Origin of the sequence: Amycolatopsis orientalis DSM 43388 (genome assembly GCF_000411975.1) — a bacterium.
Classification (GTDB): Bacteria; Actinomycetota; Actinomycetes; order Mycobacteriales; family Pseudonocardiaceae; genus Amycolatopsis; species Amycolatopsis orientalis_D.
Map to the genome: position 1 here is coordinate 92,033 of NZ_ASXG01000109.1, position 26,968 is coordinate 119,000.

At 71.2% G+C, this 26,968-nt stretch carries 19 protein-coding genes and 1 pseudogene; 5 read left to right on the forward strand and 15 right to left on the reverse strand.

Translation table 11 applies throughout. From position 1 onward, the window contains the following. The first annotated feature begins 371 nt into the window (after positions 1-371). The 3 genes from L942_RS42075 to L942_RS44355 all read left to right on the forward strand — a co-directional run bounded on the left by L942_RS42075 (position 372) and on the right by L942_RS44355 (position 3,433). The gene (locus L942_RS42075) at positions 372-1,301 is read left to right on the forward strand and encodes a hypothetical protein (RefSeq protein WP_158684502.1); all 930 of its coding nucleotides are present in this window, start codon (positions 372-374) and stop codon (positions 1,299-1,301) included. 153 nt (positions 1,302-1,454) lie between these two features. Further along, on the forward strand, positions 1,455-2,036 hold the full coding sequence (locus tag L942_RS21340) for a hypothetical protein (protein WP_037363151.1): 582 nt from the start codon (positions 1,455-1,457) through the stop codon (positions 2,034-2,036). A gap of 506 nt (positions 2,037-2,542) precedes the next feature. Further along, positions 2,543-3,433 (forward strand): hypothetical protein, encoded by an 891-nt coding sequence (locus L942_RS44355; protein WP_158684503.1) that lies wholly within the window; start codon positions 2,543-2,545, stop codon positions 3,431-3,433. 28 nt (positions 3,434-3,461) lie between these two features. Here L942_RS44355 and L942_RS44950 read toward each other — a convergent pair whose 3' ends face one another. From L942_RS44950 to L942_RS21410, 13 genes are all read right to left on the reverse strand, one after another. Next, a complete protein-coding gene (locus tag L942_RS44950; RefSeq protein ID WP_051166131.1) occupies positions 3,462-4,157 on the reverse strand; it encodes a hypothetical protein in 696 nt (231 codons plus the stop codon). Next, positions 4,154-4,552: a YbaB/EbfC family nucleoid-associated protein gene (locus tag L942_RS21355; protein ID WP_037363156.1), complete on the reverse strand. Its 399-nt coding sequence runs from the start codon at positions 4,550-4,552 to the stop codon at positions 4,154-4,156. The genes L942_RS44950 and L942_RS21355 overlap by 4 nt, the downstream gene beginning before the upstream one ends. Before the next feature lie 17 nt (positions 4,553-4,569). Continuing rightward, positions 4,570-7,851 (reverse strand): right-handed parallel beta-helix repeat-containing protein, encoded by a 3,282-nt coding sequence (locus L942_RS21360; protein WP_037363158.1) that lies wholly within the window; start codon positions 7,849-7,851, stop codon positions 4,570-4,572. A gap of 19 nt (positions 7,852-7,870) precedes the next feature. Further along, positions 7,871-10,444 (reverse strand): hypothetical protein, encoded by a 2,574-nt coding sequence (locus tag L942_RS21365; RefSeq protein ID WP_051166132.1) that lies wholly within the window; start codon positions 10,442-10,444, stop codon positions 7,871-7,873. Positions 10,445-10,461: 17 nt separating this feature from the next. After that, entirely contained in the window at positions 10,462-10,695 is a 234-nt protein-coding gene (locus tag L942_RS21370) for a type VII secretion protein EccB (RefSeq protein WP_037363167.1), read from the reverse strand. A 16-nt stretch (positions 10,696-10,711) separates the two neighbouring features. Further along, on the reverse strand, positions 10,712-12,097 hold the full coding sequence (gene eccD, locus L942_RS21375) for a type VII secretion integral membrane protein EccD (protein WP_037363168.1): 1,386 nt from the start codon (positions 12,095-12,097) through the stop codon (positions 10,712-10,714). Next, positions 12,094-16,110, reverse strand: coding sequence for a type VII secretion protein EccCa (eccCa, locus tag L942_RS21380; protein WP_051166133.1), 4,017 nt, complete (start codon positions 16,108-16,110; stop codon positions 12,094-12,096). The genes eccD and eccCa overlap by 4 nt, the downstream gene beginning before the upstream one ends. Continuing rightward, entirely contained in the window at positions 16,107-20,045 is a 3,939-nt protein-coding gene (locus L942_RS44360; protein ID WP_037363170.1) for a WXG100 family type VII secretion target, read from the reverse strand. Before L942_RS44360 ends, eccCa begins: the two co-directional genes overlap by 4 nt. A 45-nt stretch (positions 20,046-20,090) precedes the next feature. Then, positions 20,091-20,645, reverse strand: a complete 555-nt coding sequence (locus L942_RS21390; protein WP_037363172.1) for a hypothetical protein — start codon at positions 20,643-20,645, stop codon at positions 20,091-20,093. A 43-nt stretch (positions 20,646-20,688) separates the two neighbouring features. After that, the gene (locus tag L942_RS21395) at positions 20,689-20,988 is read right to left on the reverse strand and encodes a WXG100 family type VII secretion target (RefSeq protein WP_037363175.1); all 300 of its coding nucleotides are present in this window, start codon (positions 20,986-20,988) and stop codon (positions 20,689-20,691) included. A gap of 33 nt (positions 20,989-21,021) precedes the next feature. After that, positions 21,022-21,360: a WXG100 family type VII secretion target gene (locus L942_RS21400; protein ID WP_037363177.1), complete on the reverse strand. Its 339-nt coding sequence runs from the start codon at positions 21,358-21,360 to the stop codon at positions 21,022-21,024. A 410-nt stretch (positions 21,361-21,770) separates the two neighbouring features. Next, positions 21,771-22,319, reverse strand: a complete 549-nt coding sequence (locus L942_RS21405) for a DUF1062 domain-containing protein (RefSeq protein WP_106964969.1) — start codon at positions 22,317-22,319, stop codon at positions 21,771-21,773. Positions 22,320-22,560: 241 nt separating this feature from the next. Beyond that, the gene (locus L942_RS21410) at positions 22,561-23,595 is read right to left on the reverse strand and encodes a bile acid:sodium symporter family protein (RefSeq protein WP_051166134.1); all 1,035 of its coding nucleotides are present in this window, start codon (positions 23,593-23,595) and stop codon (positions 22,561-22,563) included. A gap of 97 nt (positions 23,596-23,692) precedes the next feature. On the opposite strand from L942_RS21410, the gene L942_RS21415 reads away from it, so the two are divergent. Beyond that, positions 23,693-24,547, forward strand: coding sequence for a LysR substrate-binding domain-containing protein (locus tag L942_RS21415; protein WP_037363180.1), 855 nt, complete (start codon positions 23,693-23,695; stop codon positions 24,545-24,547). Positions 24,548-24,958: 411 nt separating this feature from the next. On the opposite strand, the gene shbA is transcribed toward L942_RS21415, so the two are convergent. Beyond that, positions 24,959-25,630, reverse strand: a complete 672-nt coding sequence (shbA, locus tag L942_RS45490) for an RNA polymerase sigma factor ShbA (protein ID WP_235079305.1) — start codon at positions 25,628-25,630, stop codon at positions 24,959-24,961. A 51-nt stretch (positions 25,631-25,681) separates the two neighbouring features. Further along, positions 25,682-26,098: pseudogene (locus tag L942_RS46025) on the reverse strand (RNA polymerase sigma factor); the annotation flags it as partial. Between the two features lie 442 nt (positions 26,099-26,540). On the opposite strand from L942_RS46025, the gene L942_RS21425 reads away from it, so the two are divergent. Further along, positions 26,541-26,810, forward strand: a complete 270-nt coding sequence (locus L942_RS21425) for a WhiB family transcriptional regulator (RefSeq protein WP_009080567.1) — start codon at positions 26,541-26,543, stop codon at positions 26,808-26,810. Positions 26,811-26,968: the final 158 nt, after the last annotated feature.

Genomic DNA, 26,968 nt, shown 5'->3' on the forward strand with positions numbered 1-26,968 from the left:
TGAGGTGCTGAGCGAAGTCGGCCTTGCCGCCGGTGACCGGGGGCTGCTGGCCGACGTTCGGGCCGCTGGCTGGGTTTTTGGGTGCTGCGGCGTGCGATGGGGTCGGTTTCTTGGGGGCCGCGACGGGGGTGTGGAGGTTGTTGCGGGGCGGGTGGTGGTTTTGGGGTGCTGTGGCCGGGGTGTGACGATTGCCGCCCGCTGGGGGTGCGGCGGGATTCGGTTTCTTCGGCGCGGCGACCGGGGTGTGGCGGTCCGGGGAGGTGTGGTCGCTCAGGCGCGGGGCGGGGGTGGGGGTGATCGGATTTGCCGGCGCGGGGGCTGGGTTGGGCTTGGGTGCTCGGGAGTCGCCCGGGTTCGGCTGGGTGGTGGGTTTGGGGTTGGTGGTCGGGTTCGGCTGGGTGGTGGGTTTGGGGTTGGTGGTCGGGTTCGGCTGGGTGGCGGGTTTGGGGTTGGTGGTCGGGCTCGGCTCGGTGGCGGGTTTTGTGCTAGTGGCCTGGTTCGGCTCAGCGGTCGGCTTGGTGCTGGTAGCCGGGTTCGGAGCGGTCGTGGAGCTTTGCGCCGGGGATGGGGTCGCGTTCGAGTTGGCCGCCGAGGCCGAGGGGGTGGACGGGGTCGGTGCGGAATCGGCGGGCGGTTTCAGGCTGGAGCCGGTTGCCGGACCCGCGATCGGAGTGGCGGCCCGGTTCGGCGTGGGGCTGTGTGCGGCGTTTGTGCTCGGGGCGGATTCCGGAGCGGGGTGCGTGCCTGGCGTCGAGCGCGGGCCGGCCGGCGGGTTCGGATCGACGGCCGGGTTCGAGCCCAGGTCGGCGGTCGGGCTCGGACTGTGCTGGGTGCCGTGGTTCGGCTGGGCGGAGGGATGCGGAGCAGCAGGCGTGGGCTGTGTGGCCGAGCCCGGAGTGGCGGGGCTCCGTCCGGTGCTGGGCTCGGGAGTGGCGGCCTGGTTCGGGCTGCCGGTCGTCAGGTGGGGGCTGACTGGCGACGTCTGGACCTCACTCGAAACCGAGGGAGTCGGCGCGAGGTTGGGGCCGTCGAGGGTGGTCTTCGGAGTGGGGCTGGGAGTCGAGTCGATGCCTTTGACGCTGGTCGACGTCGGCGGAGGCACTGCCTTGGACTGCTGGGCCGCGGCCGGGTTGGGGGAGTTCGAGTCGGTGCTGCTCGGACTCTGGCTGGTGTTTTGGGTGCGGACGGGGTCCGGGGAAGTGGTGGCGTTCGGGCCTGGGGAAGCGTTGCTCCCGCTAGGGGACGTGCTGTTGGTCTCGGAAGCCGGGTTGGGGTTGGGTGTGTTCTCCAGCCCGGGGTGAGATGCCGGATTCCCGGGATCGGTGGCGGAGTGCGGGTTGCCTCCGAAGCCGGGCAGACCGGTGCCGTGCTGAGGGGCGTGGTTGGCCACGGGGTTGCTGCCAGCTGACGGGTGGCCGTTCGTGCTGGTGGAGTGGGAGTTAGACGGATTTCCGGTGAAGCTTGACATCGCGTCCGGCGGGGTCTTGGCCGAGTCCGGTGTGGACGGTGGCGGGACGACGTGTTCGGTGCCGGGATTCGGGTGGGAGGTCGTGCTCTGGTTCGCGGAGGTGGTGTTCGGCTCGAGGGCGGTGGGTCCGCTGGTGACGGGAGTGTTGTGGCCGTCCGAGGCGGTGTCCCCGGTGGTGGGGGAGTGCGGAGGTTGCGCGGAATTGCCAGCCGCACCGTTCGCAGGGGCGTTGCCGCTGGAGGAGTTGGAGACGGTCGACGGATCCTGGTTGCCCGCGGAGTTGGGGTTGCCAGCTTGGGCAGGTCCGCTTGGCGAAGTCGCGTTGTCTGTGGCGCTGTGGGCTGAGGAGTTGCCGCTCGCATGCGAGTTGCCCGGTGCGTCGGGTGCCTGCGGATTGTTTGCGATGGGGTTGCTCGTGGACTCGGGATTGCCGGTCGCGTTCGAGCCGCTTGTGTGGTTCGGTCCGACGGGCGAGTTGGGGTTGCTGGTCGACGCAGAGTTGTTCGCGGATCCGCTGTTGCCAGTACCGCTGGAATTATTCGCACCACCGGCATCGGTGCTGCCGTGACTGCTGGAACCATTAACTCCGCCGGAGTTGTTGGCACCGCCTGGACCAGTGCTGCCGTGAATGCCGGAGCGGTTGGTGCCGCCGGTATCAGTGCTGTCGTGGCCGCTGGAGCCATTTGAGCTGCTGGAGCCGTTGGCACCGCCGGGGCCAACGCTGCCAGAACCGCCGGAACCGTGTGACCCGCCGGAACCCGCGCTGCCAGAGCCGCTGGAGCCGTGGGACCCGCCGGGACCCGCGCTGCCAGCACCGCCAGAGCCGTGGGACCCGCCCGGACCCGCGCTGCGAGCACCGTCGGAGCCGTGGGACCCGCCCGGACCCGCGCTGCCAGCACCACCAGAGCCGTGGAAACCACCGGCTTCCCCGCGACCGCCGAAGCCACCTGGCCCGCCAGGTGCGTCCGGGCCGTTGACCGGGGCCACCTTGATGTTCCCCGTCCCGCTGTCCCCGCCTGGGTCGTTCGGGCCCTTCCCCTGGCCGCCGCCGTCGTTGCCGCCGGTGAGTTTGTCGTGCAGGTGTTGTCCGAAGTGGCCGGCGCCGTGGGTGGCGGCTCCGCTCAGGCCGCCGTTCAGGGCGCCCCAGCCCAGGCTGTCCAGGTCTCCGCCGAAAAGACCCGCGCCGGCCAGGCCGACGACCACCTCGGTGGCCGCTTCGACCCCGGCCGCGCCGAAGACGTTATGCCCCCATTTGCCGAGGCCGCTGTGCGCTCCCGCGGCGAACGCTCCGCCGATTCCGCCCAGTGCCGCGTTCTGGCCGATTTGGCTCCAGTCGAAGCCGTCCCGGTTGCCCTGGGCGATCTGGATGAACTCGGCCAGCATTTCCTCGGCCGCCTCTTCCGCGGCTTCCTGCGCGGCCTCTCGCGCGAGCCTCGACAGCAAGCTCATCAGCCGCGACATCAGCGAGCGTTCGATCTGCATCACCGCGGTCCGCCCGGCTGCCCAGATTCCCGGGATCAGCGGGGCGGTGAACGGGTTCGTCATCGCCCAGATCAGGTCCGCGGCGGTGACCGCGATCGAAATGAGGATTCCGTATTTCGCGTTTTCCACATTCAGCGCGTATTCGCGCAATGCGGCGGCTTCCTGCTGGGCCCGGTAGGAGAAACCGGCGCCCATAGTGCTGAGTTTGTTGGCGTAGTCGGCGAAGTTGGCCGCTACCTCGCCGCCCACGTTGGAGACCACCTGTTCCGCCAGCTGGCTGAAACCGGTTCCGGCGGCCGAAATCTCCTGCGCGACCTGATCCCATTCGGCGGCCAGTTCGCGCGCTTTGTCCTCGTCGCCCTGCGGCCAGGCGTCACCCGCGATGATGTAGAACACCCAGTTCAGGCTGGGGTCCACCATGAGGCTCATTGCGGGGCACCTCCTCGGAGCGAAAGGGTCGGAGAACGGGTTTTTCCCGAGTGAAGGGCGGTTCGCCTTCCGCCGCGCCGAGCTACCCCTGCTTCGGGTCGAGCGGGTCCTCGACCACGTGCGCCGGTTTTTCCGAGCGGACGAAGACAGCCTGTCGCGACTGGCTGACCTCGGCTTCACGAGCGACCAGCTCCTGCCGAACCTTGCGCTCGACCGTCAAACGCTGCAATTGCCGAGGGTGCGCGCCGGGCAAGGGTTCCGTCCCGCGGTCCCGGATGCGCACCCGGACGTGCTCGGCCGCCGTCGATCCGTCTCCCTCTTCGGGGGCTTTGTCCCGCAGCTTTCCCTGCACCCGGACGGCGCGCCGGTACTCGGTCGGCGGCGCGTCGGAGCCTTCGGAGCCGCCGGGGTCACCGGGGTCGGCCCTGCGGACCTTCTCGTTCAGCTCGGTGAAGTTCTTCAACAGGGCGTTCGACCCGTCGTAGGCGCCCTGGTCGGCCTCGCGGAACGACGTGGCCATGTCGCCGATCGCGTCCCGGGTCGCTTCCACCGCCAGCGCCCAGGCGTTGATCCCGTTGTAGATCTCGGCCGCCGCCTGGATGTGCGTATTCGAGAATTGGTTGCCGTTCTTGTCGTTCCCGGCGGCGTCCTGGATTCGGCCGGGATTCGCCAGGCTTTGCACGCGCTGGGCCAGCGTGCGCAGTTCGGCGCTCTTGCCGTCGAAACCGTCGCGGCCGCCGTCGAGTCCGTCGGCGTCGACGAAAAACTGGTCGGTCACGGCAGATTCCCTTCGTCGAATCCCGGCACGCGTGCCGAGAACAGGGCGTTGACGTCCACTTTTCCGCTCATCAGATCCTGCGCGGAGATGCCCGGCGGGAGCATCGGGGCCATCAGCTCCGCGGCCGCCTCGACGGATTTCTGCCGCGCGGCGGAGACGGTCTGCACGATCACCGAGGCCAATTCCGCGGGGGCCATGCGCTTGTAGGCGCTGGTCGGGAAGGAAAGCTCGGTCAATTCGCCGGTGCGGCCGACGGTCGCGGTCACCTCGCGGCGAGCCGAAGTGACTGTGCTGGTGGCGGTTTCGACGTCCTGGCGGGCTTGATCGAAATGGTCGCGCTGGTGCTGGTAGGCCGCCATCGCGTCTTCGAGCATCTTTTCGTACTGCGAACTCATCGGTTTCCTCCCGAGGGTCAGCCGACCGAGGCCAGGCCCGGCCCGAGGGCCATGGCTCCGGTGTCGGGCGGGCGGATGCCGCGCAGGTCCGCGGCGGCGAGCGTGCGGGACGCGGCGGCGGCCGAAAGCGTGCGGGCGAGTTCGTGCGCGGCGTACGCGGTGTGGTCGGACGCGGCGGACAACTCGTGGGCGAGTGCGTCGCGCACGTCGTCCGGGACCTCGTGGCCGCGCCGGACCAGCAGGCGCACGGCGATCTCGGCGAGTTCGTCCACTGTGTACTCATCGAGCTGCCAGCCGTACGGGAAGGCGTCGCGCAGCGTGGGCAGCTGGCCGAGCAGTTCGCCGACGCGGTCGCTTTCGCCGGTGAACACCACGACCGGGTCGGCCGGGCGGCGGGCGATCATCTCGGAGAGAGCTTCCAGCGCTTCGATGCCGGGGGTGTGCGGCGAGGTGTCCCAGTCGCCGTCCAGGTCGACCACCAGGGTGCCGCCGGACGCGTCGTCCACCGCGGCCCGGACCAGGTGTTCGGCCTGGCCCGGCCAGCGCGGGGACAGTTCTTCGGCGAGATTGCGGTGCACCACCTGCCCCATCGGGGCGATGCGGAATTCGGAGAGGATTTGCGCGTACAGTTTCGCGTACTCCGACCGTCCGGCGCCGCGTTCGCCGCTGATCACCAGGTTCGCCTGATGGCCGATCGGCTGCCGTTCGTGGGTGAGCCGGCCGAGTTTGCGCAACAGCCGTTCGGCGTTCTCGCGCACCGATTCCTGCCCGACCAGGCCGGTGAGCCGCTGCCAGCCCGCGCTCGTCTTGACCGCGGCGTCGGGATCGGCGGCGACCGAAACCGCCGACTTCGCCGCGGTGGGCAGTTGCGCCAGTTCAGCCTGCAGGTCGTCGGCGGTGAGCCGGTTCAGCTCGATGTCTTTCGACGGCGGGTGAAGCGCCAGCCGCGACGCCTGGTTGTTCACCATCGCCTCGAACAGCTTCCGCGCGACGCGGCCATTGCCGAACGTCGAGGTCTTCGGCACCCGCTCGAAATACTCGCGCAGCGCGGCCAGCGCGTCGTCGGTCATTTCGTAGTAATGCTTGCGGGTCAAGCCGGTCGTGATGGTGACCAATTCGTCGACGCTGTAGTTCGGGAATTCGACGGTGCGCGTGAACCGCGACGCGAGGCCGGGGTTCGACTGCAGGAACTGCTCCATCTGCTCGGAATAGCCCGCGACGATCACCACCAGCGAATCGCGCTGGTCCTCCATGATCTTCATCAGCGCGTCGATGGCTTCCTGGCCGAAGTCCGGGCCGGAACCGCCGGTCGGCGCGCTCAGCGTGTACGCCTCGTCGATGAACAGCACCCCGCCGATGGCCTTCTCCACGACCTCGGTGGTCTTGATCGCGGTGGACCCGATGTACTGGCCGACGAGGTCCTGGCGGGCGACCTCGACCATGTGCCCCTTCGACAGGATGCCGAGTTCGGCGAGCACCGTGCCGTACAGCCGGGCGACGGTCGTCTTGCCGGTGCCGGGCGGGCCGGCGAACACCAGGTGCCGCGACATCGGCGGCATCGGCAGGCCCATCCGCTCGCGCATCTGCGACATCTTGATCAGGTTGATCAGGCCGGTGACTTCCTTCTTCACCCCGGCGAGCCCGACCAGCGCCTCCAGTTCGCCCAGCGGGCCTTCGAGCACCTCTCCGGCCGCCTCGCGCACCGTCTGCTCGCCGGCTGCGAAGTCGGCCGGCGGACCGGCGGGCACCGGCTCCGCGGTCCGGGCGGAATCGGTGCTCAGATTGTCCACGTCCGCGTGCTCGCCGCGCACGAGTTCGCCCGACGCGTCGTTGACCACGCAATCGCGAATGGTGACCGGCTCGGTGGTTTCCACGTGGAAGCCGTCCTCGCCCGCGCCGAGGATTTCGCATTCGGTGAACGACGCCTGCGCACCGACGTAGACGCCGCTGCCCCGCGCGTTGCGCACCCGGCACCGGGAGGCGGCCAGCGGCGCGCTCACGGTGATGCCGTCTCCGGGAGAATCGATGATTTCGCAGTCCTGCAAGGAGATTTCCGCGGCACCGGAGAGGTGCAGGCCGCCGCCGCGCACCTGCACCGACTTCGCTGACGAGGGCGCACTCGCGGCGAACGAGACTGCCTTGTCCGTCGTCGAATCGACCCGGAGGTCCGTCACGGTCAGCCGCGCGTCCTCGGTGACCTCCAGCCCGCTTTCCCGGCCGGCGTCGATGACAGCGTCCGCGAGGTCCAACGTGGACTGTCCGGAGAGGACGATCCCGACGCCGCAGTCCGGCGTCATCCGCAGCCCGCGAACGGTCACCGCGGACTCCGCGCTGATCGACATCGCGGTGTGCGCGGAGCCCCGCACGGTGGCGTGTTCGAACCGCGGCCGTGCCTGATCGTCGACCAGAATCGTGACTGGCGAACCCTCGAAGGTGCAGTCCACGAACTGCGGTGCGGCGGTTCCGGTGGCCTGCACCGCGTTCGCGCCCGCCCCGGCGAACACGCACTCCCGCAGCAACGGCGCGGCGGACGCGGCGATGTGCGCGGCCTGCATCGGCGCCTCCCGGAACTGGGACGACGCCACCGAGACCCGGCCCTTGCTGGTCACATAAAGGTCGACGTTCGCGCTGTCCCGCACGGTCAGCCCGGTGATCGTCGCGCGCCCCTGCTGTTCCACGACCATCGCCGGTTTCTGCGCTCCGACGATCTCGCATTGGTCGACGATCGCGACCGCTTCGCCGTTGACGCACACCCCGTTTCCCGCCGCGCCCCGCACCGCACAGCGGCGCAGCAGCACCGAACCGGTCTCGGCCACCACGACGCCGGACGACGCGGCGTCGACGATCTCACTGTCCTCAATGGTCGATTGCGCCGGCGAAGCGACCACGACCCCGGCCCCGCCCGTGCTGCTCACCGTGCAGCCCCGCAGCGCGAGCGAACCCTCCAGCCGGGCCAGCAGGGTCGCCCACGAAGTGCCGGACAGCCGGCAGCCGTCCAGCGCCGCCTCGCCGCGGACCACGTCCACCGTGACCAGCTGGTCGTCGAGGCTGGTGAGGACGAACCCGCTGAGCTGCACCGCCTCGGCGTTCGCGACGAGCACGCTCCCGGTGTTCGCCACGAGCTCCACGGTGCCCGGTTCCGCCACCAGCGACACCATCCGGTCCACCACGAGGTTTTCCTCGTACCGCCCGGGGTGCACGCTGATCGTCGCCCCCGGCCGCGCCTGCGCCAGCGCCGCGCCGATGGTTCCGAACGCACCCGGCCGGTCGCCGCCGACCACGAGCAGCTGTCGGTTCATCGTCTCCGCCTCTCCGCACTCACGCCAGGCCCGGGAGCGCCCCGAACCGCTCCGCCGCCTGCTCGTCCATCACGGTCCGGACCAGGTCCTCGCCCGCTTCCGCCCACGTCCGCAGCGTCTGCCGGAGCGAGTTCATGGCCAGCTCGTCCAGCGACGCCCGGTCGTTCGCCACCCGGCCGATCTCGTCGATCTCGCTCGCGGTCAGCTCCCGCAGCAGCACCGCGCCCCGCGCCCCCTCGGCAGGCTCGCGCGTTTCCAGCACCTTGAAGCTGGTCCCGGGCACGAACAGCACCCGGTTCTCGACCCCGCACTCGCTCGGTTCCAGCAGTTTGGTGCGCCGTCCGGTGATCGACCACACCAGCACGTCCGTTTCGCCGTCCACAGTGGACGACGGCTGGGTCAGCGCGTTGAGGAAACCCCATTCGGTCAGCACTTTCCGTCCGTCCAGCAACGACCACGCGGACGCCGGCAGCGCGGTGGCGAAGGTGGCCGGGCCGCGATGCGAGGGCAGCCGGCTCAACCCGGCCACGACGCACCGGGCGACCGGCACGTGCGGGCCGTTCGTGCCGCGCCGCAGTCCCGCGTCGATGCTGGATCCCTTGGGAGACAGGTAAAGCTGCACGGCCACCGCGTCGGTCAGCACCTCGGCCGAGGACGAAGCCGAGAGCACGCCTTGGAATCCCGGGTGTTCGGACAGGATCCGCGCGACGGTGTTCGACATCAGGCCGTACTCCGCGCCGAGCGATTTGCGCAGCCACTGGCGTTCCTTGTCCACCCCTCGCCGGGGCAGCAGCGCGGTCGCTTCCGCGCTGGGGGTCTCCTGGAATCGCAGCTCGGCCGGGGCTTTCGCGGGCTCCGGAGCGGACCCCGGGTTCTCCGCGGGACCCGACGACGCGGGCAGGTTCTCCGGGGCCGGTTTGGCGGCCGGCGGCTCGACGGGCTTCGCCGGGGCGACGTCGGCCGGAGCCAGCGAGGTGAGCGGTTTCGCCGCCGGAGGCACCGCGGGGACCTTGACCGGCGGAGCGGCTTCCGGCTTCGCGGGCGCGGAGACCGGGCTCGGCGCGGCGATCGCCCCCGGGACCTCAGTCGGCGCGGCAATGCCCAACGCCGCCGGAGCCGCGGGCAGATACGCCGCTGGAGGAGCCTCGGCCGCGACCGGCGCGGGAATCCCGGCCGTGATCGGTGCCGAGGGAGCCTCGGCCGCGACTGGCACCGGGGGAGCCTCGGCCGCGACTGGCACCGGGGGAGCCTCGGCCGCGACCGGTGCCGGGGGAGCCTCGGCCATGACCGGCGCCGGATGCCCGGACTCGATCGCGTCCAGCGCCCGCGCCACGACGCGCGGCCGGGCCCGCTCGGCAAGCAGCGCCGCGGCCGGCAACACCCGGCTCATCCGGCGAGTCTGCTCGTCCAGCCGGGCCAGCAGATCCTCCGCCAGCAACCGCATCCGCGACGCCGACCCCTCGTCCGCGGCGTCGAAGGCGAGGTTGTGCACGGCAGCGTCGAGAGTGATTTCGCGGACCGCGGCCGAGGACGGCCCGTCCTGCGGCGGACGCACCAGCAGACCCGACTGCACGACCTCGACCACCGCGTCCGGCGAGTACCAGTACACCGCCGGGGCGACCTGGTCGAGCCCGTGAATCGGCGGACGGTGCGAAAGCAGCTCCGGCAACGGCGTCTCGTCGCCTGCACGCGGCGCGTAGCCGAGCTCGGTGGTGAACGGACGCCAGCCGAGCCGTCCGTCGTACAGCACCGTGCGCAGGGTCGGCAGCTGCGGCGAACCGACCGGCACGCCCGCGTAGAACGCGACCGGCTTGCCCAGCAGATCGGCCAGCGCCTGCCCGATCGCGGCCTCGCCGGGCACCGACATCGGGCCGTACTGCACGAACCGCGCCTTGGCCCGCACCTTCTCCGGCAGCTGCACCCACAGCCGGGCCGCGTCGTCCAAGGCCAGCGGCGGGCAGCCGGGGCAGCCCAGCACGATGGTCATGGTGTCGTGCTGCGCGGGCATCCGGGAGATCAGCGCGGTGCGGTGGTGCCGCTGGGGCGCGTCGAACCCGACCGGGCGGACCCACAACCCGCCCGGCAGCGGCTCCGCGACGCCGCGGGAACTCGTCGGGGTCAGCTCGGCCGCGATCCCGGAATCCCACGCCGGGCGCGGGAACCGCTTCGCCTCCCAGGCCGGCGGACGGCCCGGCCGGAACCGCACCCAGCCGCCGCCGCGTCCGGCGTGCACGAACAGCGCGCCGCCCGCGCTCGGGATCACCGAACCGTCCGGCGCGAGCACCGGGCGGTTGATCCGCTCGGCCAGCCACTGCCCGGCCAGCGCGGTCGTCTCGCGCGAACGGCCGCCGATCACCAGCCGCACCCCGCGCCGGCGCCGGGGCAGCGCCTTGGCCACCGATTCCCACATCGAGATCGGCGAGTCCACCGGCAGGTCGACGACCACCAGGTCGTGGTCGGGATCGGCGGCGACGCCGAGCGCGAGCGACTGCGCCTCCCCGGTCATCCCCTCCGCGAGGTGCACGACCAGCGCGTTGCCCACGGTCTTCTTCTCCAAAGCGCCGTCGCCGCGCCGGATCAGCGAGAGTTCCACGGCTGCCCTCCTTCCGCTCAGGCGTGCCGGCCGGCGACGGGTGCCGCCCCGCCGGCGTGGTGCGCGATCAGCCCGTACACGAAGAACCCGACCGCGATCAGCAGGCCGAGGACGAGCCCGACCAGCAGGCCGACCCAGGCCCGCCGGGCGGGCACGTCGAGGTGGCTCGCGTCGCCGAGCACCAGCGCCGAGGTCATCCGCCCGATCAGGAACGAGTACGCCTCGACGTGGTCCTTCTGCGTCTGCACCATCGCACCTCTCCTTCGCTCATCCGGTGAGCCCGACGGCCCACGCGTAGACGCCGAACAGCTGCAGCAGGACCGGGACGATCGCCACCGCGCTCAGCGTTTCCAGCCAGTTCGCCAGGTGCCCCCAGATCGGCAGCAGCCGCCGCGGCGGCGGGCGCAGCATCGCCAGCAGGAGCAGGAAGAACACCAGGCACAGCCCGGCCAGGCAGGCGCCGCGCCACGGCGTGGGCAGCGGCTGGATGAGCGACAGCCCGAGCAGCACCAGCCCGATCGCGCCGGCGACGGCCAGCGGAACCCGCTGCCACCCGCCGAGCAGCGCCCGCGAACGCATCAGCACCGCCGCGGACACCAGCCCGCCGAGGACGGCCGGGAACAGCCCGTGGCCGACCAGGAACGGGAAGCAGCCGACGAAAACCGCCGTGGCGGCAAGGCAGGCGATGGTGAGGTAGCCGTCGGCGTACCCGGTCTGGTGGGCCATCTGCGCGGCGGGCATCGGCTCGATGTCGTACTGCAGCTCGCCCGCCGAACGCGGCAGCTGCGGACCGCGGATGCGGGCGAACCGGATGCCGATCCGCGGCGCGAACACCATCAGCCCGACCAGCACGAACGACACCAGCCCGGCCGCCTGCTCGGTGGTGAACCCCGCGCCGAGGTGCAGCCACAGCGACAGCGCCCCGGCCAGCCCGGTCGCCGCCACCGCGCCGAACGGCACGAACGGGATGGCGGGCGACCACGCGGCCCGCCCGCCGAGCACGATCCCGCCGGCCAGCGCGAACGTCAGGCAGCCGGTCAGGATCGGCGTGCCTTGCAGGTCGAACGCCGGCTCGAGCCCGGCCACCGCGACCGCACCGGCGAGGAACGCGAACGCGCAGCCGCCGAGCCCCAGCAACGTCAGCAGGGCTTTGTCCTCCGAACGCACTCCGGTCGCCAAGGCCGCGACGAGCAGCCCGAGCGACACCACGCCGCCGCCGATCGCGGTCAGCCCGGCCGAACCCGGGTACAGCAGCACCCGGGCCAGCACCACGAGCGAGAAGATCGCGAACCCGAGGAACAGGCCGCGGTTGAACTCCGGGCGCCAGCGCCCCGGATGCCGGCCCACCGCGGTGGCCATGCCGTCGGCGATGTCGTCGAAGTCCAGCTCCGGCAACGGATCGGTGCGCGGGCGCAGGTGGAATTCCTCGCCCTCCTTCCAGCCCAGCGACTCCGGAGTGCCGGACGCGTCGAGCGGTTCCTCGCCGAGCCGCTGCAGCACCCAGGCCTCGCCGAGGTCGTCGCGGCCGCCGGTGTGCTCGAGCAGCACCGGCAGCAGGCTGGTCAGCGGGACGGACATCGGCACCGCCAGGTCCGCCCGGCCCTGCGGCCCGTACACGGTGATCCGGCACAGTTCGCCGGTCGACGCGGTCATCGCACGCCCCTTTCGGTCATCGCGAGCGGGGACCAGCCCTCGCCGGTCCGTTCTTCTTCCGCGATCGCGGTCTGCACGAGCTTCACGCCGCGGCGGGTCACCAGCTGCGCGCGCCCGGCGGGCAGCTGCCGCGGGGCCGCCTCGCCGAGGAACTTGCCCTCCTCCTTGGGGTAGGAGAAGACCACGCCCGGGCTGCCGAGCTCCCAGATCCGGCGGACCACCGAATCGCTCAGCGCGCGCATCGCCCCGGACGTGCTGCGGCTGAGGACCAGGTGGAACCCGATGTAGGAACCCTGCGACAGCAAGGACAGCAGCGGTTCCAGCGGCGAACCCATGCCGCTGGTCAGCAGCTGGTAGTCGTCGACCACGAAGAACAGCCGCGGCCCGGTCCACCAGTCGCGGCGCTTGAGCCGCTCGGCGGTGATGGTCTGGTCCGGCACCCGCGGCGTGAGCGAAACGCTGGCCTGCTGCGCCAATTCCTGCAGCGCCTCGGTGGTGGTCGCGTAGCCGACGCGGTACGCCTCGGGCACCTCGGCGTCCAGCTGACGGCTCGGGTCGGCCAGCACGATCTTCGCCTCGCTCGGCGAGTAGCGCGCCAGCACCGAACGCAGGACGACTCGCAGCAGGTTGGTCTTGCCGGTTTCGTTGTCGCCGAAGGCGAGCAGGTGCGGGGTGGCGGCGAAATCGTGCCACACCGGCAACAGCCGCTGCTCGTCCTGGCCGAGTGCGATCCGCAGGTCGCCGTCCGGCGCGGGCAGCTGGGCCATCGGCAGCTTCGCGGGCAGCAGCCGCACCGCCGGCGCCGGCGCGCCCGGCCAGAACAGATGGACCTCTTCGGCGACCGCCTTGGCCGCGGCGGCGAGGTCGTCGGTGTTCCCGCTGCCGTCCATCCGCGGCAGCCCGGCGAGGAAGTGCAGGCCGTCCGGGGTCAGGCCGCGGCCCGGCTGGTTCGGCACGGTTTTCGCTTTGCGCGAGCCGATTTCCGACTCCATCGGGTCGCCCAGCCGCAGCTCGAACCGGGTCTGCAGCAGGTCCCGCAGGTACGGGCGGATCTCCGACCATCGGGTCGCGCCGATCACCACGTGCACGCCGAAGGACAGCCCGCGCGAGGCCAGCTCGCCGATCTTCTGCTCCAGCTCGCTGTAGTCGTTCTTGAGGCTGTACCAGCCGTCGACCACCAGGAACACGTCGCCGAACGGATCCTCCACCTGGCCGCTGCGGCGCAGCGCGCGGTAGGCGTCCATGGATTCGATGCCGTGCTCGGAGAACAGCGTTTCGCGGCCCTCCATGACCTGCGAGATCTCCTCGATGGTCCGCACGACGCGGTCGCGTTCGAGCCGGGTGGCGACCGAACCGACGTGCGGCAGCCCGGACAGCGACATGATCCCGCCGCCGCCGAAGTCCAGCCCGTAGAACTGGACCTCCTTCGGGGTGTGCGTCATCGCCAGCGCCAGCACGAGCGTGCGCAGCAGGGTCGACTTGCCGGTCTTCGGCCCGCCGACCACCGCGACGTGCCCGGCCGCCGACGACAGGTCCGCCGTCAGCAGCTCGCGCACCTGCTCGAACGGCCGGTCGATCATCCCCATCGGCACCCGCAGCTTGCCCCAGTGCGCCGGGTCCTGCACCGTCATCCCGCGCACCGGGTCCGGCAGGACGCTCGGCAGCAGCGAGTCCAGGCTCGGCGATTCGGCCAGCGGCGGCAGCCACACCTGGCGGGCGGCCGGGCCCGCGCCGGTCAGCCGGTCGATGAACGCGTCGGCGAGCGTCGGCCCGCCCGGCGCGGCCGCCTCCAGAGCGTCCGCATCGGACTGTTTCTCGGCCGGTTCCGGTTCGTCGTCGCGGATGATCAGCTTCGCCGGATGGGCCTCGGTGCGGAACGGGACGACCTCCCGGCTGGCCCGCGCCGCGGCGACCGCGGAGTTCTCGCCGTTGCCCGCGGGGACCGGGCCGGAGACGTAAGCGGCCTTGAACCGCACCAGGTTCGTGGTGTCGATCTTCAGGTAGCCGTTGCCCGGTTCCGGCGGCAGCTCGTACGCGCTGCCCGCGCCGATCACGCTGCGGGACTCCATCGAGGAGAAGGTGCGCAGCGCGATCCGGTACGACAGGTGGCCTTCGACGCGGTGGATGCGGCCCTCGTCGAGCCGCTGCGAGGCGAGCAGCAGGTGCACGCCGAGGCTGCGGCCCAGCCGTCCGACGGAGACGAACAGCTCCATGAACTCCGGCTTCGCGCTCAGCAGCTCGGAGAACTCGTCCACCACCAGGAACAGTGTCGGCATCGGGGCCAGCTGCTCGCCGGCCGCGCGCGCCTTCTCGTATTCGTACAGCGACGGGTAGCCGCTCGCGCGCAGTTGTTCCTGGCGCCGCACCATTTCGCCGTTGAGCGAGTCCTGCATGCGGTCGACCAGCGGCAGTTCGTCGGCGAGGTTGGTGATCGTCGCCGAGGTGTGCGGCAGCCGGTCCATGCCGAGGAACGTCGCGCCGCCCTTGAAGTCGACGAGCACGAAGTTGAGGATTTCCGACGAATGCGTGGCGGCCAGCCCGAGCACGAGCGTGCGCAGCAGTTCCGACTTGCCCGAACCGGTCGCGCCGATCAGCATCCCGTGCGGGCCCATCCCGCCCTGCGCCGATTCCTTCAGGTCCAGCTCGACGATCTCGCCGTCCTCGGTCACGCCGATCGGCACCGACATCCGCGCCCGCTGCGCCATCCGCGGCCGCCACTGGGCCGGGACGTCGAAGGTGTGCACGTCCTTGATGCCCAGCAGCGCGGTCAGCCCGAAGTCGCTTTCCAGCGGCTGGTCGGCGATCTCCAGGGTGCCGCTGGTGCGCTTGGGGGCCAGCAGCCGGGCCAGGCCCTCGACCTGCGTCACCGAAAGCTCGTCCCGGGCCGCCGAACCCACGCCGCTGCCCGCCGGGAACTCGACCAGATCGTCCTTGGTGGTCAGCCGCAGCACCTTCGGCCCGCCCGGGAGCGCTCCGGTCACGTCGAGCAGCACCACGTTGCGCAGCCCCGCGCCGACGAGCCGCGAGGATTCCGGGATCGTCGCCAGATGCGCGACGATCACCACGAACGGTTCGGTCGTCGTCGGCCCGACGGTCTTGTCGTGGTCGTCCCGGTCGGCCACGTCCGGGCCGAGGAGGTCCATCAGCTCGTCGTGGTCGGTGGCCAGCAGCCGCAGCGGGCCCGCCGCGTCACGGAGAGTCGGATGGTTGTTGTGCGGCAGCCACTTCACCCAGTCCCACTGCGCCTGCGCCGCTTCGGTGGTGAGCACCGCGAGCCGCAGTTCGTCCGGCGAATGGAGAGCGACCAGCTGCGCGAGCATCGCCCGGACCAGCCCGGCGGCCGCGTCCGGGTCGCCGTCGAACTCGACGCTGGTGAAGCTCCGCAGCCCCACTGCGGTCGGGATGCCGGACAGCGTGCGGTAGGTCTCGGTGAACCGGCGCAGCGAGATCGCCGACAGCGGTTCGAGGTCCTCGATCGGCTTGGTCACCGGCGGCACCAGCTCGAGCGCCGACTGCTGCGTGCCCAGGCCGATCCGCACCCGCGCGAAGTCCTCGTGGCTGATCCGGCGCTCCCACAGCCGCGGCCCCATCGCGAGCGACCACAGGGAATCCGGGGCCGGGTTGTTCCAGGCCACCGCGAGCCGCTGCTCCTCGGCGGTCGAACGCGCCCGCTCGCGGACCTGGCCGAGGTAGCGCAGATAGTCCCGCCGCTCGGCCTGCATCTTGCGCTTGCGCTCGGCGGCCGCGCGGGACAGCTGCCCGAGGCTCATCGCGATCATCGACACGCCCATGCCGCCGCCGATCACGTAGGTGAACGGCGAGCTGCCCGCGACCCCGGAGAACGCAAGCACCATCACCAGCGATCCGATGGCCATCGGCAGCATCATCAGCAGCGAGTTGAAATCGCGCGCCGCCGGCTCCGCCATCACCGGCGGTTCCTGCAGTTCCTCTTGCCCCTCGGGCATTTCCGGCCCCGCCGCGCGCGGCCCTCGCTTGACGGTCTCCGTGCTCATTCGAGCACCCCCGGCGCGCTGCGGTGCGTCGGCTCGCCCCAGGCCGAATCGTCCTGCCGGAGCAGATCGGCCATCGTGCGTTCCTCTTCTTCCTCGGGTTCGTCTTCCGCGGTTTCGGGTTCGGGCGCCAGCGGTTCCGGCGCGTCGCCGCAGGTGGGCAGCTCGTCGGGGAGGATCTCGGCCGGTCCGCCGCGGACCCGCTGGTAGGTGCCGAGCGCTTCGTCCGGACGCCACGGTCCGTCGCTGCGCTGGACGAACTCAGTGGTGATCTCCTGAGGCCGGTCCTCGGCCGGCGCGGTGACCGGCAGGAGAGCCGGCAGGAAGTCGGCGGTGCCCACGTCCCAGGCCGAGGTGTCCTCGGTGTCGAGGGGCTGCACTACGGCGATCCGGACGCTGTCGTCGTGGTTCGCTGTGGTGTTCGTGGGGACGGTCCGGTTTGGACGGTCGGCGTCGCGGTGCGGAGTGGCCGGTGGGGCTGTCGACCACGGGGTGGCTTCGGCTGGGGGAGTTTCCCGTTGGGTGCTGGGGTTTCCCACACCTGCGGGGACGCTCGTCGCCCAGGGTTGCCGGACCTCGCCGAGCAGCCCGGCGGAGTCGGGTCGTTCGGCGGCGGGCGTGTTCGCTCCGACGCCCGGCGGTACCAGCGGTGCGCCTGGCTGCTGCTGGCCGAAGCCGTTGCCCGATGCCCAGCCTGCCGCGCCGGGCGTGGCCAGCTCGGTGGCTGGTGTGACTAGTGGTCGTGGCTCCCCTGCCGGGGCGCCTGGTCCGTTGGCTGGGGTGCCCGGTCGTGGCGGCTGGTCCTCTGCTGAGGTGCCCGGCCCAGTGCCTGGGGTGCCCGGTGCTTGCGACTCCGGCTCGTCCGCTGAGGTGCCTGATCCGCTGGACGGTGTTGCCGGTGTTTGCGACTGCGGGCCTGTCGCCCAGCCGGTGGCAGTGCTCGGCGGGGTTTCTCCCTGCGCACTGGGGTTTCCGACCCCGACCGGCATGCTCGCGGCCCACGGCTCTTGGACATTGCCAAGCAGCCCGGCCGAGTCGGGTCGTTCGGCGGCGGGCGAGTTCGTTCCGCTTCCGGCGCTGCCGGGCGGGATGATCGGCGGTGTTCCTGTAGCGGGGAGCTGTTGTTCGTGGTTCCCGATGGGGTCGGGCGATTTCGGCACGGCCTTCTCGTCGAGTCCCTTCGGTCCAGCTCCGGCGGGCGGGGCCCATTCGGCCGAGTGCAGCGGCGGCGTTCCTCCCAGGGAGTCGGGGTTGCCGACGCCCTCGGGTGACGGGCTCAGCCATGGCTTCTTGAGGTCACCGAGCAGCCCGGCCGAGTCGGGCCGTTCTGCGGCGGGCGAGTTCATTCCGCTTCCGGCGCTGCCAGGCGGGATCATCGGCGGTGTTCCCGGGACGGGGGGTTGTTGTTCGTTCCCGATGGGGTCGGGCAGTTTCGGCAGGGCGCTCTCGGCAACCCCCTGCGTTCCCGGTCCGGCGGGTGGGGCCCACTTGGCCGAGCTGAGCGGTGGCGTTTCTCCGTGCGCGTCGGGGTTGCCGATGCCGTCCGGGGGAGGGCTCAGCCACGGTTTCTTGATGTTGCCGAGCAGGCCGGAGGAGTCGGGTCGTTCGGCGGCGGGCGGGTTCAGCCCGTTGCCGCTGCCCATGCCGCCCGGCGGGACCATCGGCGGCGTCCCGGCGCCCGGGAGCTGCTGTTCGTGATCGCCGACCGGGTCCGGCAACTTCGGCAGCTCGCTCTCGCTGAGGCCCTTCACTCCGGGTCCGACCGGCTCCCCGCCGCCCGGACCGTCGGCTCCCGCTGGCGGCGGGGCCCATCCGGCCGAGTGCAGCGGCGGAGTGTCGCCCTTCGCGTCGGGGTTGCCGATGCCGTCGGGAGGGGCGCTCAGCCACGGCTTTTTGATGTTGCCGAGCAGGCCGGAGGAGTCGGGTCGTTCGGCGGCGGGCGGGTTCAGCCCGCTGCCGCTGCCCATGCCGCCCGGCGGGATCATCGGCGGCGTCCCGGCGCCGGGGACCTGCTGTTCGTGATTGCCGACCGGGTCCGGCAGCTTCGGCAGGTCGCTCTCGCCGAGGCCCTTGATCGCGCCCGGGCCGCTGTCGCCGGGTACTCCCGCGCCATTGCCGGACACCCCGCTGCCCGCACCCGGCGGCGGGGCCCACTTGGCCGAGGTGAGCGGTGGCGTTTCTCCGTGCGCGTCGGGGTTGCCGATGCCGTCCGGAGGAGCGCTCAGCCACGGTTTCTTGATGTTGCCGAGCAGGCCGGAGGAGTCCGGTCGTTCCGCGGCGGGCGGGTTCAGCCCACCGCCGCCGCCCATGCCTCCTGGCGGCATCATCGGGATGCCGCTGCCGCCCGGAGTCTGGTTGCCCGGCGGGGTGTTCAGGCCCGGCGGCAGATGCGCCGGGTTGAGCGCGTTGTTCGGCAGGTTGCCGCCGGCCACGCCCGGAGGCGCCGGAATCGACGCCGGGTTGACGTGCCCAGACCCGCCGGACCCGCCCGAGCTGCCCGGCGGGGCCGGGATCGACGGCGGGGTGATGTGCCCAGACCCGCCGGACCCGCCTGAGCTGCCCGGCGGGGCCGGGATGGAAGGCGGGGTGACGTGCCCGGACCCGCCTGAGCTGCCCGGCGGGGCAGGGATCGACGGCGGGTCGACGTGCCCGCCCAGGTTGTTGCCCGACGCCCCGGGCGGCGGCGGGATCGACGGAGACTTGAGGTTGTTCTCTCCCGCCGAATCGCCCGGAGGCGGGGAAACCCGCGGAGGCTTGACGTTCGCGCTGTCGCCCGGCGGCCCGGGAATCGCCGGCGGCTTGACCGACGGCGACTTCTCGTTGTTCCCGCCAGCCCCGCTGGGAGGCGGCGGAATGGAGGCAGCGTTGAGCGGCGGCGGAGTGCCACCGGGGCCGTTGAGGTCGCCCGGCGGAGGCGACACCAGGGCGTTCTTCAACGGCGGCGGCGCGCCGTTGTCCCCAGGTCCGTTGAGGTCGCCCGGCGGAGGCGACACCACCGCGTTCTTCAACGGCGGCGGCACGTCGTTCCCGCCCGGACCGTTGGCACCGCCCGGAGGCAGCGGAAGCACCGGCGGAGGCGTGCCGTCGCCACTGCCCGGAGGCGGGGACACCGGCGGCGGGTTCGGGGCAGGCGGCGGCTGCGTCACCGGGGGCGGCGGCGGAGAAGTCGGCGGCGGAGGGGGAGGCGTCACCGGCGGCGGAGGAGGCGGTGGCGGTGGCGGGGGTTGCGTGGTGCCGTCGCCGCCGCCGGGGGTCGGCGGCGGAGTCGTCTTGCCCTCGTTGACGTGCACGGTGTTGTACTTCTGCGCGAGCTGCCCGGCCACCTTGCGCATGTCGTTCGTCATCATCTCGACGGCCTCGGGGAACTGCGAGATGTACGCCCGCCCGTCGCTGAGGTGGTATTTGCTTCCCTGGGCGAGGACCTGGCTGGCGTAATAGCTGTCGATGTAGCGGATCGTGTCCTGCGCCCATTTGAGATACGCCGCGGAATTGACGAGGTTGTTAGGCACGTTGTTCGACCCGCCGCCGTCGCCGATCCGGTCCGCCAGATCGGAGAACTTGTTGCCCAGCGCGGTCATCATGTCCTTGAACTTCGTCGCGGCGTCGCCCTTCCACGGACCGTCCGGTCCGGCGAGGGCGGCGGTCTGGTCCTGAATGGACTGCGCGACCATCGCGAGGTTCTGCTGCGTCTCCTGAAACACCCCGGCCGCGTCCTGAAGCGACTGCCAGTTGACGTTGCCGTACGCCTTGTCGAGATTGTCCTGGCCGCCCGACAGCGAACCGCCGCCGAGGACCGCCGCTTCGATCTGCTTCCACGTCAGGCCGTCGAAATCCTTCGACGGGTCGCCAGTGGTGTTCTGGTTGCCGGTCTGCGTGGTGTCCGGCCAGACCCCGTTGTCGTCCGAGGTGAACCCGTGGGTGTTGTTGTCGTCCGCCATCTTCCCTCGATCGCTTCCCACCCGGAGAGACCGCCGCCCGTGCGGTCAGGCTTGCTGACCGGCGCCGGTGATGTGACCGCTGACGGTGTTGAAGTACTGGTTGTAGTCGTCGGCCGACATCTTGTTGACCTCGTCGGCGTTGTCGTACGCCTTCGAAGCCTTGTTCACCGCGTCCGCCACCTCGTCGAGCGCTTTGCAGAGGTCGTGGATCGCGGTCCGGGTGGAGTCCCGCAGCGCGTTCGTGCCCTGGATCGGCTTGGCGATCTTCTCCTGCGCCGTCAGGAACACGCCGGGCTTGAGCTGGATGCTGTCGAGTTTCGCCGGCAGATCCTTCAGCGGCCCGTCCGCGAGCGCCTGCATGTTCTTCGCGAACGTGCGCATCGCCTCGGTGTTGACCGCGGTGACGCCCCTGCCCGGATGCTCGGAACCGCCCGGCACCGGCGGCGGCGTGCCGACCGTGCCCGGCGGGATCCACTCGTTGTGCACGTCCGGCGGCGTCTGGTCGCCCGGGCTGTGGAACTTGCCGTCGGCGGACGTGGTCTGGTGATTGTTCGACGAGTCGTTGTGCATCCCGTAATCGGTGTCGCCGAGAGCCACCATCGTCGTTCGCCCTCCTTTCTGGTCAGTCGCGCCGGAAGCGGCGTCAGTGCGCGGCGAACCGCTTGGCGTTGTTGCCCTCGGTGTTCGAGGTGCCCTCGTTGATGTTGGCGAGGGTCTGCGCGGCCGCGTCGAGCGCCTGCGGCAGCGTGAGGGCCGCCTGGTGGCAGTAGTCGTAGGTCTCGTGGAACATGTCCGCCGCGACGCCGGTCCAGTTTTCGCGCTGGCCCTCGATGACCGCCTTCATCTGGTCAAGCAGCTCGGTGATCTGGTTGGACTGCTGCTTCGCCTGCCCGACGGTGTCCTGCATGGTCGCGAAGCTGATCTGGAACTGGCCCAAAGCCATGGGAGAGGTCCTTTCGTGGGAAGGGAAGGTGGATCAGAAGCCCTGCAGGCCGCCGCCGCCGATGGTCGCGGCCGCGTTGCGGGCGGTGGAGGTGTTGTCCGAGTCCCGGCTGTCGTACTCGCTCGCCGAGGTCTGCACGTTCTGCGCGAGCTCGTCCAGCTTCTGCACGATCTTGCGGACCGTCTGGTCGAACTGGCCCATGGCGGTGTTGAACACGTTCGCCGAGTCCGACTGCCAGGTGCCGAACAGCGTCTGCATGGTGCCGTCGACCTTCTGGTTCACGCCGGTGATGTTCTGCCCGGTGTCGCTGATCGTCTGCGCGCCCTTGCGCATGACGTTGGTGTCGACGCGGGCGCCGTCCTGCGAAGCCATGCTTTCTCCTCTGGTCGGGTTCTCCGGATATGACGGACTGGCACGCCAGGCCGCCGACGTCGCCGCGGATGCCCTTCGTTCGGCCGATACGACAGAGCACGGGGAGACTGCGGACTTACGGTAAGCGCCGGTCTACGGGTTGTCGCCGCGTTGTTCCCTTCTGAACACCAGTGCGCGGACGGCGGGGCAAGCGGCTTCCCGCCCGGGGCCGGCGAGGCGCGGCAACGCTTCCCGCCGGACCCGGTTACGGACGATTGCCCGTTCAGGCACCGCGGTTTGCCCGGGTTCGCGGTTCGCGCTCATGCGAGCAGCGGCCGGGAGCGGACGTGTGATGGTCCTCTGTGGACAGACAGCGGCACCGGCTGCCCGTGCGGGGAACCCTGGTTGCCCCAGAGTTCCCCGCACCGCGCTCAGCGCTTGAGCGTGAAGGAGAAATCGCCGGAGAGCTTGCCGCCCAACCGGGACCCGGAAACGAGCTTCCCCTCGGCGAGCAGTCGCTCCACCTCGGCCCGGGAGAGACCGCAGCCCTCGGCGATCAGCCGCACCGGCCGGACCGGGATCCGGGCCGCGAAACCGACCGACACGTCGATCGCGTCCTGACCCAGATGGTCTGGACCGCCGGTGTCGAGCCGCCACGCGCCGGCCCAGTCGAGCGCGACGCGGTTGCGCCGGAGCAGGACCGGGTCCTGGAGGAGTTCGGCGGCGAGGCCAGGATCGTTGTGGTGCAAGCGATCCAGCAGGTCCGGCCGGACCGAGGCGACCCTCGCCCGTTCGAACACCGTGAGTTTCGCCGTTTCCCCGCAGCCGGTGCAGAGCACGAGGAGCCAGGCGTCGAGGAGTTTGTGGTTGGCATTGACCCGGAACTTGCCGTCGGCCCGGAAAAGCCCGGACGAGCACGTGTGGCAGCGCCGCCGGACGAGCGGCGGGCAAGCGGGCAGGACTGTCCAGTGACAGCGCACAGGAGTACCCCGATCCAGTGAGAATTCCGCAGCACGAAGAAGCGCGGCGCGAAAACGCGCCGCGCGACGAAATCAGAGCTTGGGATGTCTCACGCGAGGTACAACGGCACGTCCTTGCCTAGCCGACACTGGTCGCGCGACAGTAGCCGCGGACGCGGGCGCGGCTCCACTGGTTTTTCCGTTAGGCGTACGGTCAGGCCGCCCATCAGGCTCGCCGCCCGCGCCTTCTCCGGTCGACGAGTCAGCCGACCGTCGCGAGTTCCTCCGGCTCCAGCGCGTCCGCCTGCCGGGCGTACCGGCGCGCCATCGCCGCGCACACGATCAGCTGGATCTGGTGGAACAGCATCAGCGGGAGCACGATCAGCCCGACCTGCGCGTGGCCGAACAGCACCGTCGCCATCGGCAGGCCGCTGGCTAGGCTCTTCTTCGAACCGCAGAACATGATCGTGATCCGGTCCGCGCGCCCGAAGCCGAGCAGCCGCGCGCCGCCGCTCGTCGCGCCGAGCACCGCCGCCAGCAGGACGCAGCAGACCGCGACCAGGGCCAGCAGCGGGCCGATCTCCAGCTGGCGCCAGATGCCCTCGGTCATGCCCTCGCTGAACGCGGTGTACACCACGAGCAGGATCGAGCCGCGGTCGACGATCTTGAGCGGCGCGGAATGCCGCTGCACCCATCCGCCGATCCAGCGGCGCGCCACCTGCCCGGCCACGAACGGCACGAGCAGCTGCAGCACGATGTCCAGCACCGCCGAGCCGCTCACGCCCGGACCGTCGGTCGACAGCACCAGCGCGACGAGCAGCGGCGTCAGCACGATGCCGAGCAGGTTGGACAGCGACGCGCTGCAGATCGCGGCCGCGACGTTGCCCTTCGCGATCGAGGTGAACGCGATCGACGATTGCACCGTCGACGGCAGCAGGCAGAGGAACAGCACGCCGGTGTAGAGCGGCGACGTCAGCAGCCCGGGGGACAGGACCGACGCGGCGAGCCCCAGCAGCGGGAACAGCACGAAAGTGGCGCAGAGCACCGTGACGTGCAGCCGCCAGTGCCGCATCCCCTCGACCGCTTCCTGGCTGGAAAGCCTTGCGCCGTAAAGGAAGAACAGCAGCCCGACCGCGATCTTCGTCGCCGCGCCGAACCCGGTCGCGACCGCGCCGGACGCCGGCAGCAGCGAAGCGATGCCTACGGTGACGAGGATCAGGGCGATGAACGGGTCGATCCGCAGCTTGGCGAGCACGGCCGAGACGGGGCGGAAGAGCGAGGCGAGCACGGTGGTCATGGAACTCCTTTCCCGGCCATTCTCCCGTCGCGGACGGTCATTCGGAACCCCGATGACCGTACTGACTGTCATCGGGAAAGCCGATAAGATGTGACGCATGCTGGATCCGCGGTTGTGCCGTTCTTTCCTTGCTGTGGCGGAAACCCGCAGCTTCACCGCGGCGGCGAGGCGGTTGGGTGTGGGGCAGCCCACAATCAGCCAGCACATCCGGCGGCTCGAGTCGGAGGCCGGCGGGCTGCTGTTCGCGCGGGACACGCACGCGGTCGACCTCACCGCGCGCGGGCAGGCGATGCTCGGCTTCGCGCAGACCATTGTGGACACCGAGGACCGCGCGGCCCGGCATTTCCGCGGCGCGCAGGTGCGCGGCCGGGTCCGGTTCGGAGTGTCGGAGGATTTCGCGCTCGGCGAGCTGCCGGACATCCTGCGGCGGCTGCGGGAAAGCCATCCGCTGGTGGACGTCGAACTCCACGTCGAACTGTCCGATGTGCTCGCTCGCCGGATCGCCGACGGCCGCCTCGACCTGGTGCTCGGCAAACGCCGCCCGGGCGCGCCCGGCCCGGGACGGCTGCTGCGCCGCGAACCGCTGGTGTGGATCGGCTCGGCGGCGACGGAACTCACGCCCGGCCATCCGGTGCCGCTGGTGCAGTACCCGATGCCGTCGGTCACCCGGCAGCTGGCGGTGGAAACCCTGGAGCGCGCCGGGCTGGAATGGCGCGCGGCCTGCCAGACCTCCAGCCTGACCGGCCTGCGCGCGGCGGCCGCCGCCGGACTCGGGATCACCGTGCACGCGCGGAGCCTGGTGCCTTCCGATCTGGTCGAATTGCCCGCCGAACTCGGCCTCCCGGACCCGGGCGAGGTGGATTTCATCCTGCTGTCGCGCGACGGCGGCGAGGGCCCGGTGGCGGCGCTGGCGGAGTTCGTGGTGGCGCGGATCGGTTCGTCCGAGGGCTGAGCGGGGTGTTGTGCCGCTCGGGCTGCGTGGTGGGTGGCTGCTTCGGTGGGTCCGGTTACGGTGCGGAGCAGCGCAATTCCCTGCTGTCGCCCGGCAGAGAGGGCTGGGCGGGCCAGGGGCGGCGTCGTTCGCGGGCTGAGCGGAGTCACATGAGTGCGCGGTGTGGCACCGCTCGGCTGCGTGGTGGATGGCTGCTTCGGGACTCCGGTTACGGTGCGGAGCAGCGCAACTCCCTGCTGTCGCGCGGCAGGGATGGCTGGGGCGGCGAGGTTCGAGTGGTGAGCGGAGCGCGGCGTGTTCTGCCGCCCGGGCTGCGTGCGGGGTGGCTGCTGCGGGACTCCCGTTACAGTGCGGAGCAGCGCAATTCCCCGCTGTCGCCGCCAAAGAGGGCTGGGCGGGTCAGGGGCGGCGTCATTCGAGAGCTGAGCGGAGTCGCAGGAGTGCGCGGTGTTGCGCCACCCGGACCGCGCCCGGAGTGGAGTTGACCGCTTCGGCGGCTTCCTCGGCGGACAGCCCGACTACTACCCGCAGCAACACGATTTCCCGCTGTCGCTCCGGCAGCACCCGCAGCAGCCGCGCGAGATACCGGCTCAGTTCAGCGCGCAGAGCCCGCTCCTCGGGCCCGTCGGCGGGGTCGGCCGCTTCCGGCAGTTCGGCCGTCGTCTCGGTGCGGTTGCGCGCGTGCGCCCGGTGTGCGTCCGCCACCTTGTGCTGCGCGATCCCGTAAACGAAGGCGAGAAACGGCCGCCCCTGTTGCCGATAGCCCGGCAGCGCGTTCAGCAGCGCCAGGCAGACTTCCTGCGCCACGTCGTCCGCCGAGGAATACGCGTCCGCGCCGCCGAGGCGGGCCCGGCAGTAGCGCACGATCAGCGGCTGCACCGCGGCGAGCAGTTCCTGCACCGCGTCCGGATCGCCGTCGACCGCGGCGCGCACCGGGCCGTCGAAGCCGAACCGGCCGGCCGGGACCCGGGGCGCGGCCAAGGCGGTCGCTTCGGTTTTCACCCGGGTCAGCGCTTCTTCGACGTCCAGCGCCGAGCGCAGCGCGTTGACCAGCGCGGCGTTGGCTTCGTGCAGTGCGGTCATCAGCGCTCCCTCGCATCCGGCCAGGCCCAGCCGGTGTTTCAGCCGTTCTCGCGCGTGTCGCAGATTCGAGCGGACTGTGGTGCCCGCCATGCCGAGCGCGGACGCGATCGCGGCCGGGGAGAACCCGTCGAGCGACCAGGTCAGCACCGTGCGCTGGGTTTCCGGCAAGGTCGAAAGCAGCTCGACCCCGCGCGCGGTCCGTTCCACGACCGCGGCCAGCCGGTCGCCCGGCGGATCCGCGGACGGGACGCCGTCGTCGAACCACGTCTGCTCGGCAGCGAGCCGCGTCGCGGTCAGCCGTACCGCCGCGCGCGGGTCGCCCGGCGGCGGCCACGCGCCGGTTTCCTGGACGAACGCCTCCACCGCGACCTCCCGCGCGGTGCCCGGCCCGAGCCCGCCCGCGCACAGGAACGCGACGAGGCGAGGGAAATCACCGCGAAAAAAGCCGTCGAACCCCGCCACGCGCACCCCCTCCCGATCCGGCGCCTGTCGAACAGGTGCGGTGACGCGCCCGTGGGATGTAACGATCCGGTCACGGAAATGTGGTTAACCTCGGCCCTGGCGGGTACGCGGGTTCGACGGCCGGCTTGCCCGCGGGTGCGGCGGAAGGGGGAAATGGTGCGCGGAAAAGGAAAACCCGGGGGTCCCGGCGGCGGGGAGCGGCCGGCGCGGGGCCCGTAGCACGCCCGGCGGCAAGCGCGTCCGCGATGTGAGCTGAATCGAAATTCCCCGCGCGGGCGGTGATCGGTGGTAACTTGGAAAGCCGGTCGTCCGCCGGGTCCTTCGCGGCCCGGGGCGCTTCGGCCGAAAAAGCCCACCGAACACCCTCCGAAGGCATGGCGTGCCCGTGCGCGCGGAGAACTCGGTTGACCACGGTTCGACACTGAGGACAAGGAGGTGAAAAGCACCAATGGAACTCACGGCCACCAGCTGGCTCGCCCGCGCGGCGTGCCAGGACGAGGACCCGGAACTGTTCTTCCCGATTTCCGACATGGGTCCGGGGGCGCAGCAGGTCGCGAAGGCCAAGGCGGTCTGCGCGCGATGCCCGGTCCGCGCGGAATGCCTTTCCTATGCTCTCGACAACGGTCTCGGCAACGGGATCTTCGGGGGAACTACCGAGCTGGAGCGCCGGAAGCTGGTTCGATCCGGCTCCGCCGCCGCACGGCATCGAGTCGCCTGACCGCGAGCCGGTGACCATTTCCCGGCGGCGAGGGCGCCAGCAGTTTCCCCCACCAAGACCGGCCGCGAAGCCCGGAACTCGGTGGTTGCGCCCGGGCGGCGATCGCATCCCGCGATCGCCGCCCGGGCGTTCTTTATGGTCCGGCCGCGAGCAGGCTG

Coding starts and splice junctions, on each gene's coding strand:
- L942_RS21410 (WP_051166134.1), bottom strand. CDS start 23,595: ATGACCACCGTGCTCGCCTCGCTCTTCCGCCCCGTCTCGGCCGTGCTC.
- L942_RS21360 (WP_037363158.1), bottom strand. CDS start 7,851: ATGAACCGACAGCTGCTCGTGGTCGGCGGCGACCGGCCGGGTGCGTTC.
- eccD (WP_037363168.1), bottom strand. CDS start 12,097: ATGACCGCGTCGACCGGCGAACTGTGCCGGATCACCGTGTACGGGCCG.
- eccCa (WP_051166133.1), bottom strand. CDS start 16,110: ATGAGCACGGAGACCGTCAAGCGAGGGCCGCGCGCGGCGGGGCCGGAA.
- L942_RS21390 (WP_037363172.1), bottom strand. CDS start 20,645: ATGGTGGCTCTCGGCGACACCGATTACGGGATGCACAACGACTCGTCG.
- L942_RS21415 (WP_037363180.1), top strand. CDS start 23,693: ATGCTGGATCCGCGGTTGTGCCGTTCTTTCCTTGCTGTGGCGGAAACC.
- L942_RS21370 (WP_037363167.1), bottom strand. CDS start 10,695: ATGGTGCAGACGCAGAAGGACCACGTCGAGGCGTACTCGTTCCTGATC.
- L942_RS21400 (WP_037363177.1), bottom strand. CDS start 21,360: ATGGCTTCGCAGGACGGCGCCCGCGTCGACACCAACGTCATGCGCAAG.
- shbA (WP_235079305.1), bottom strand. CDS start 25,630: ATGACCGCACTGCACGAAGCCAACGCCGCGCTGGTCAACGCGCTGCGC.
- L942_RS21395 (WP_037363175.1), bottom strand. CDS start 20,988: ATGGCTTTGGGCCAGTTCCAGATCAGCTTCGCGACCATGCAGGACACC.
- L942_RS44360 (WP_037363170.1), bottom strand. CDS start 20,045: ATGGCGGACGACAACAACACCCACGGGTTCACCTCGGACGACAACGGG.
- L942_RS21425 (WP_009080567.1), top strand. CDS start 26,541: ATGGAACTCACGGCCACCAGCTGGCTCGCCCGCGCGGCGTGCCAGGAC.
- L942_RS21355 (WP_037363156.1), bottom strand. CDS start 4,552: ATGAGTTCGCAGTACGAAAAGATGCTCGAAGACGCGATGGCGGCCTAC.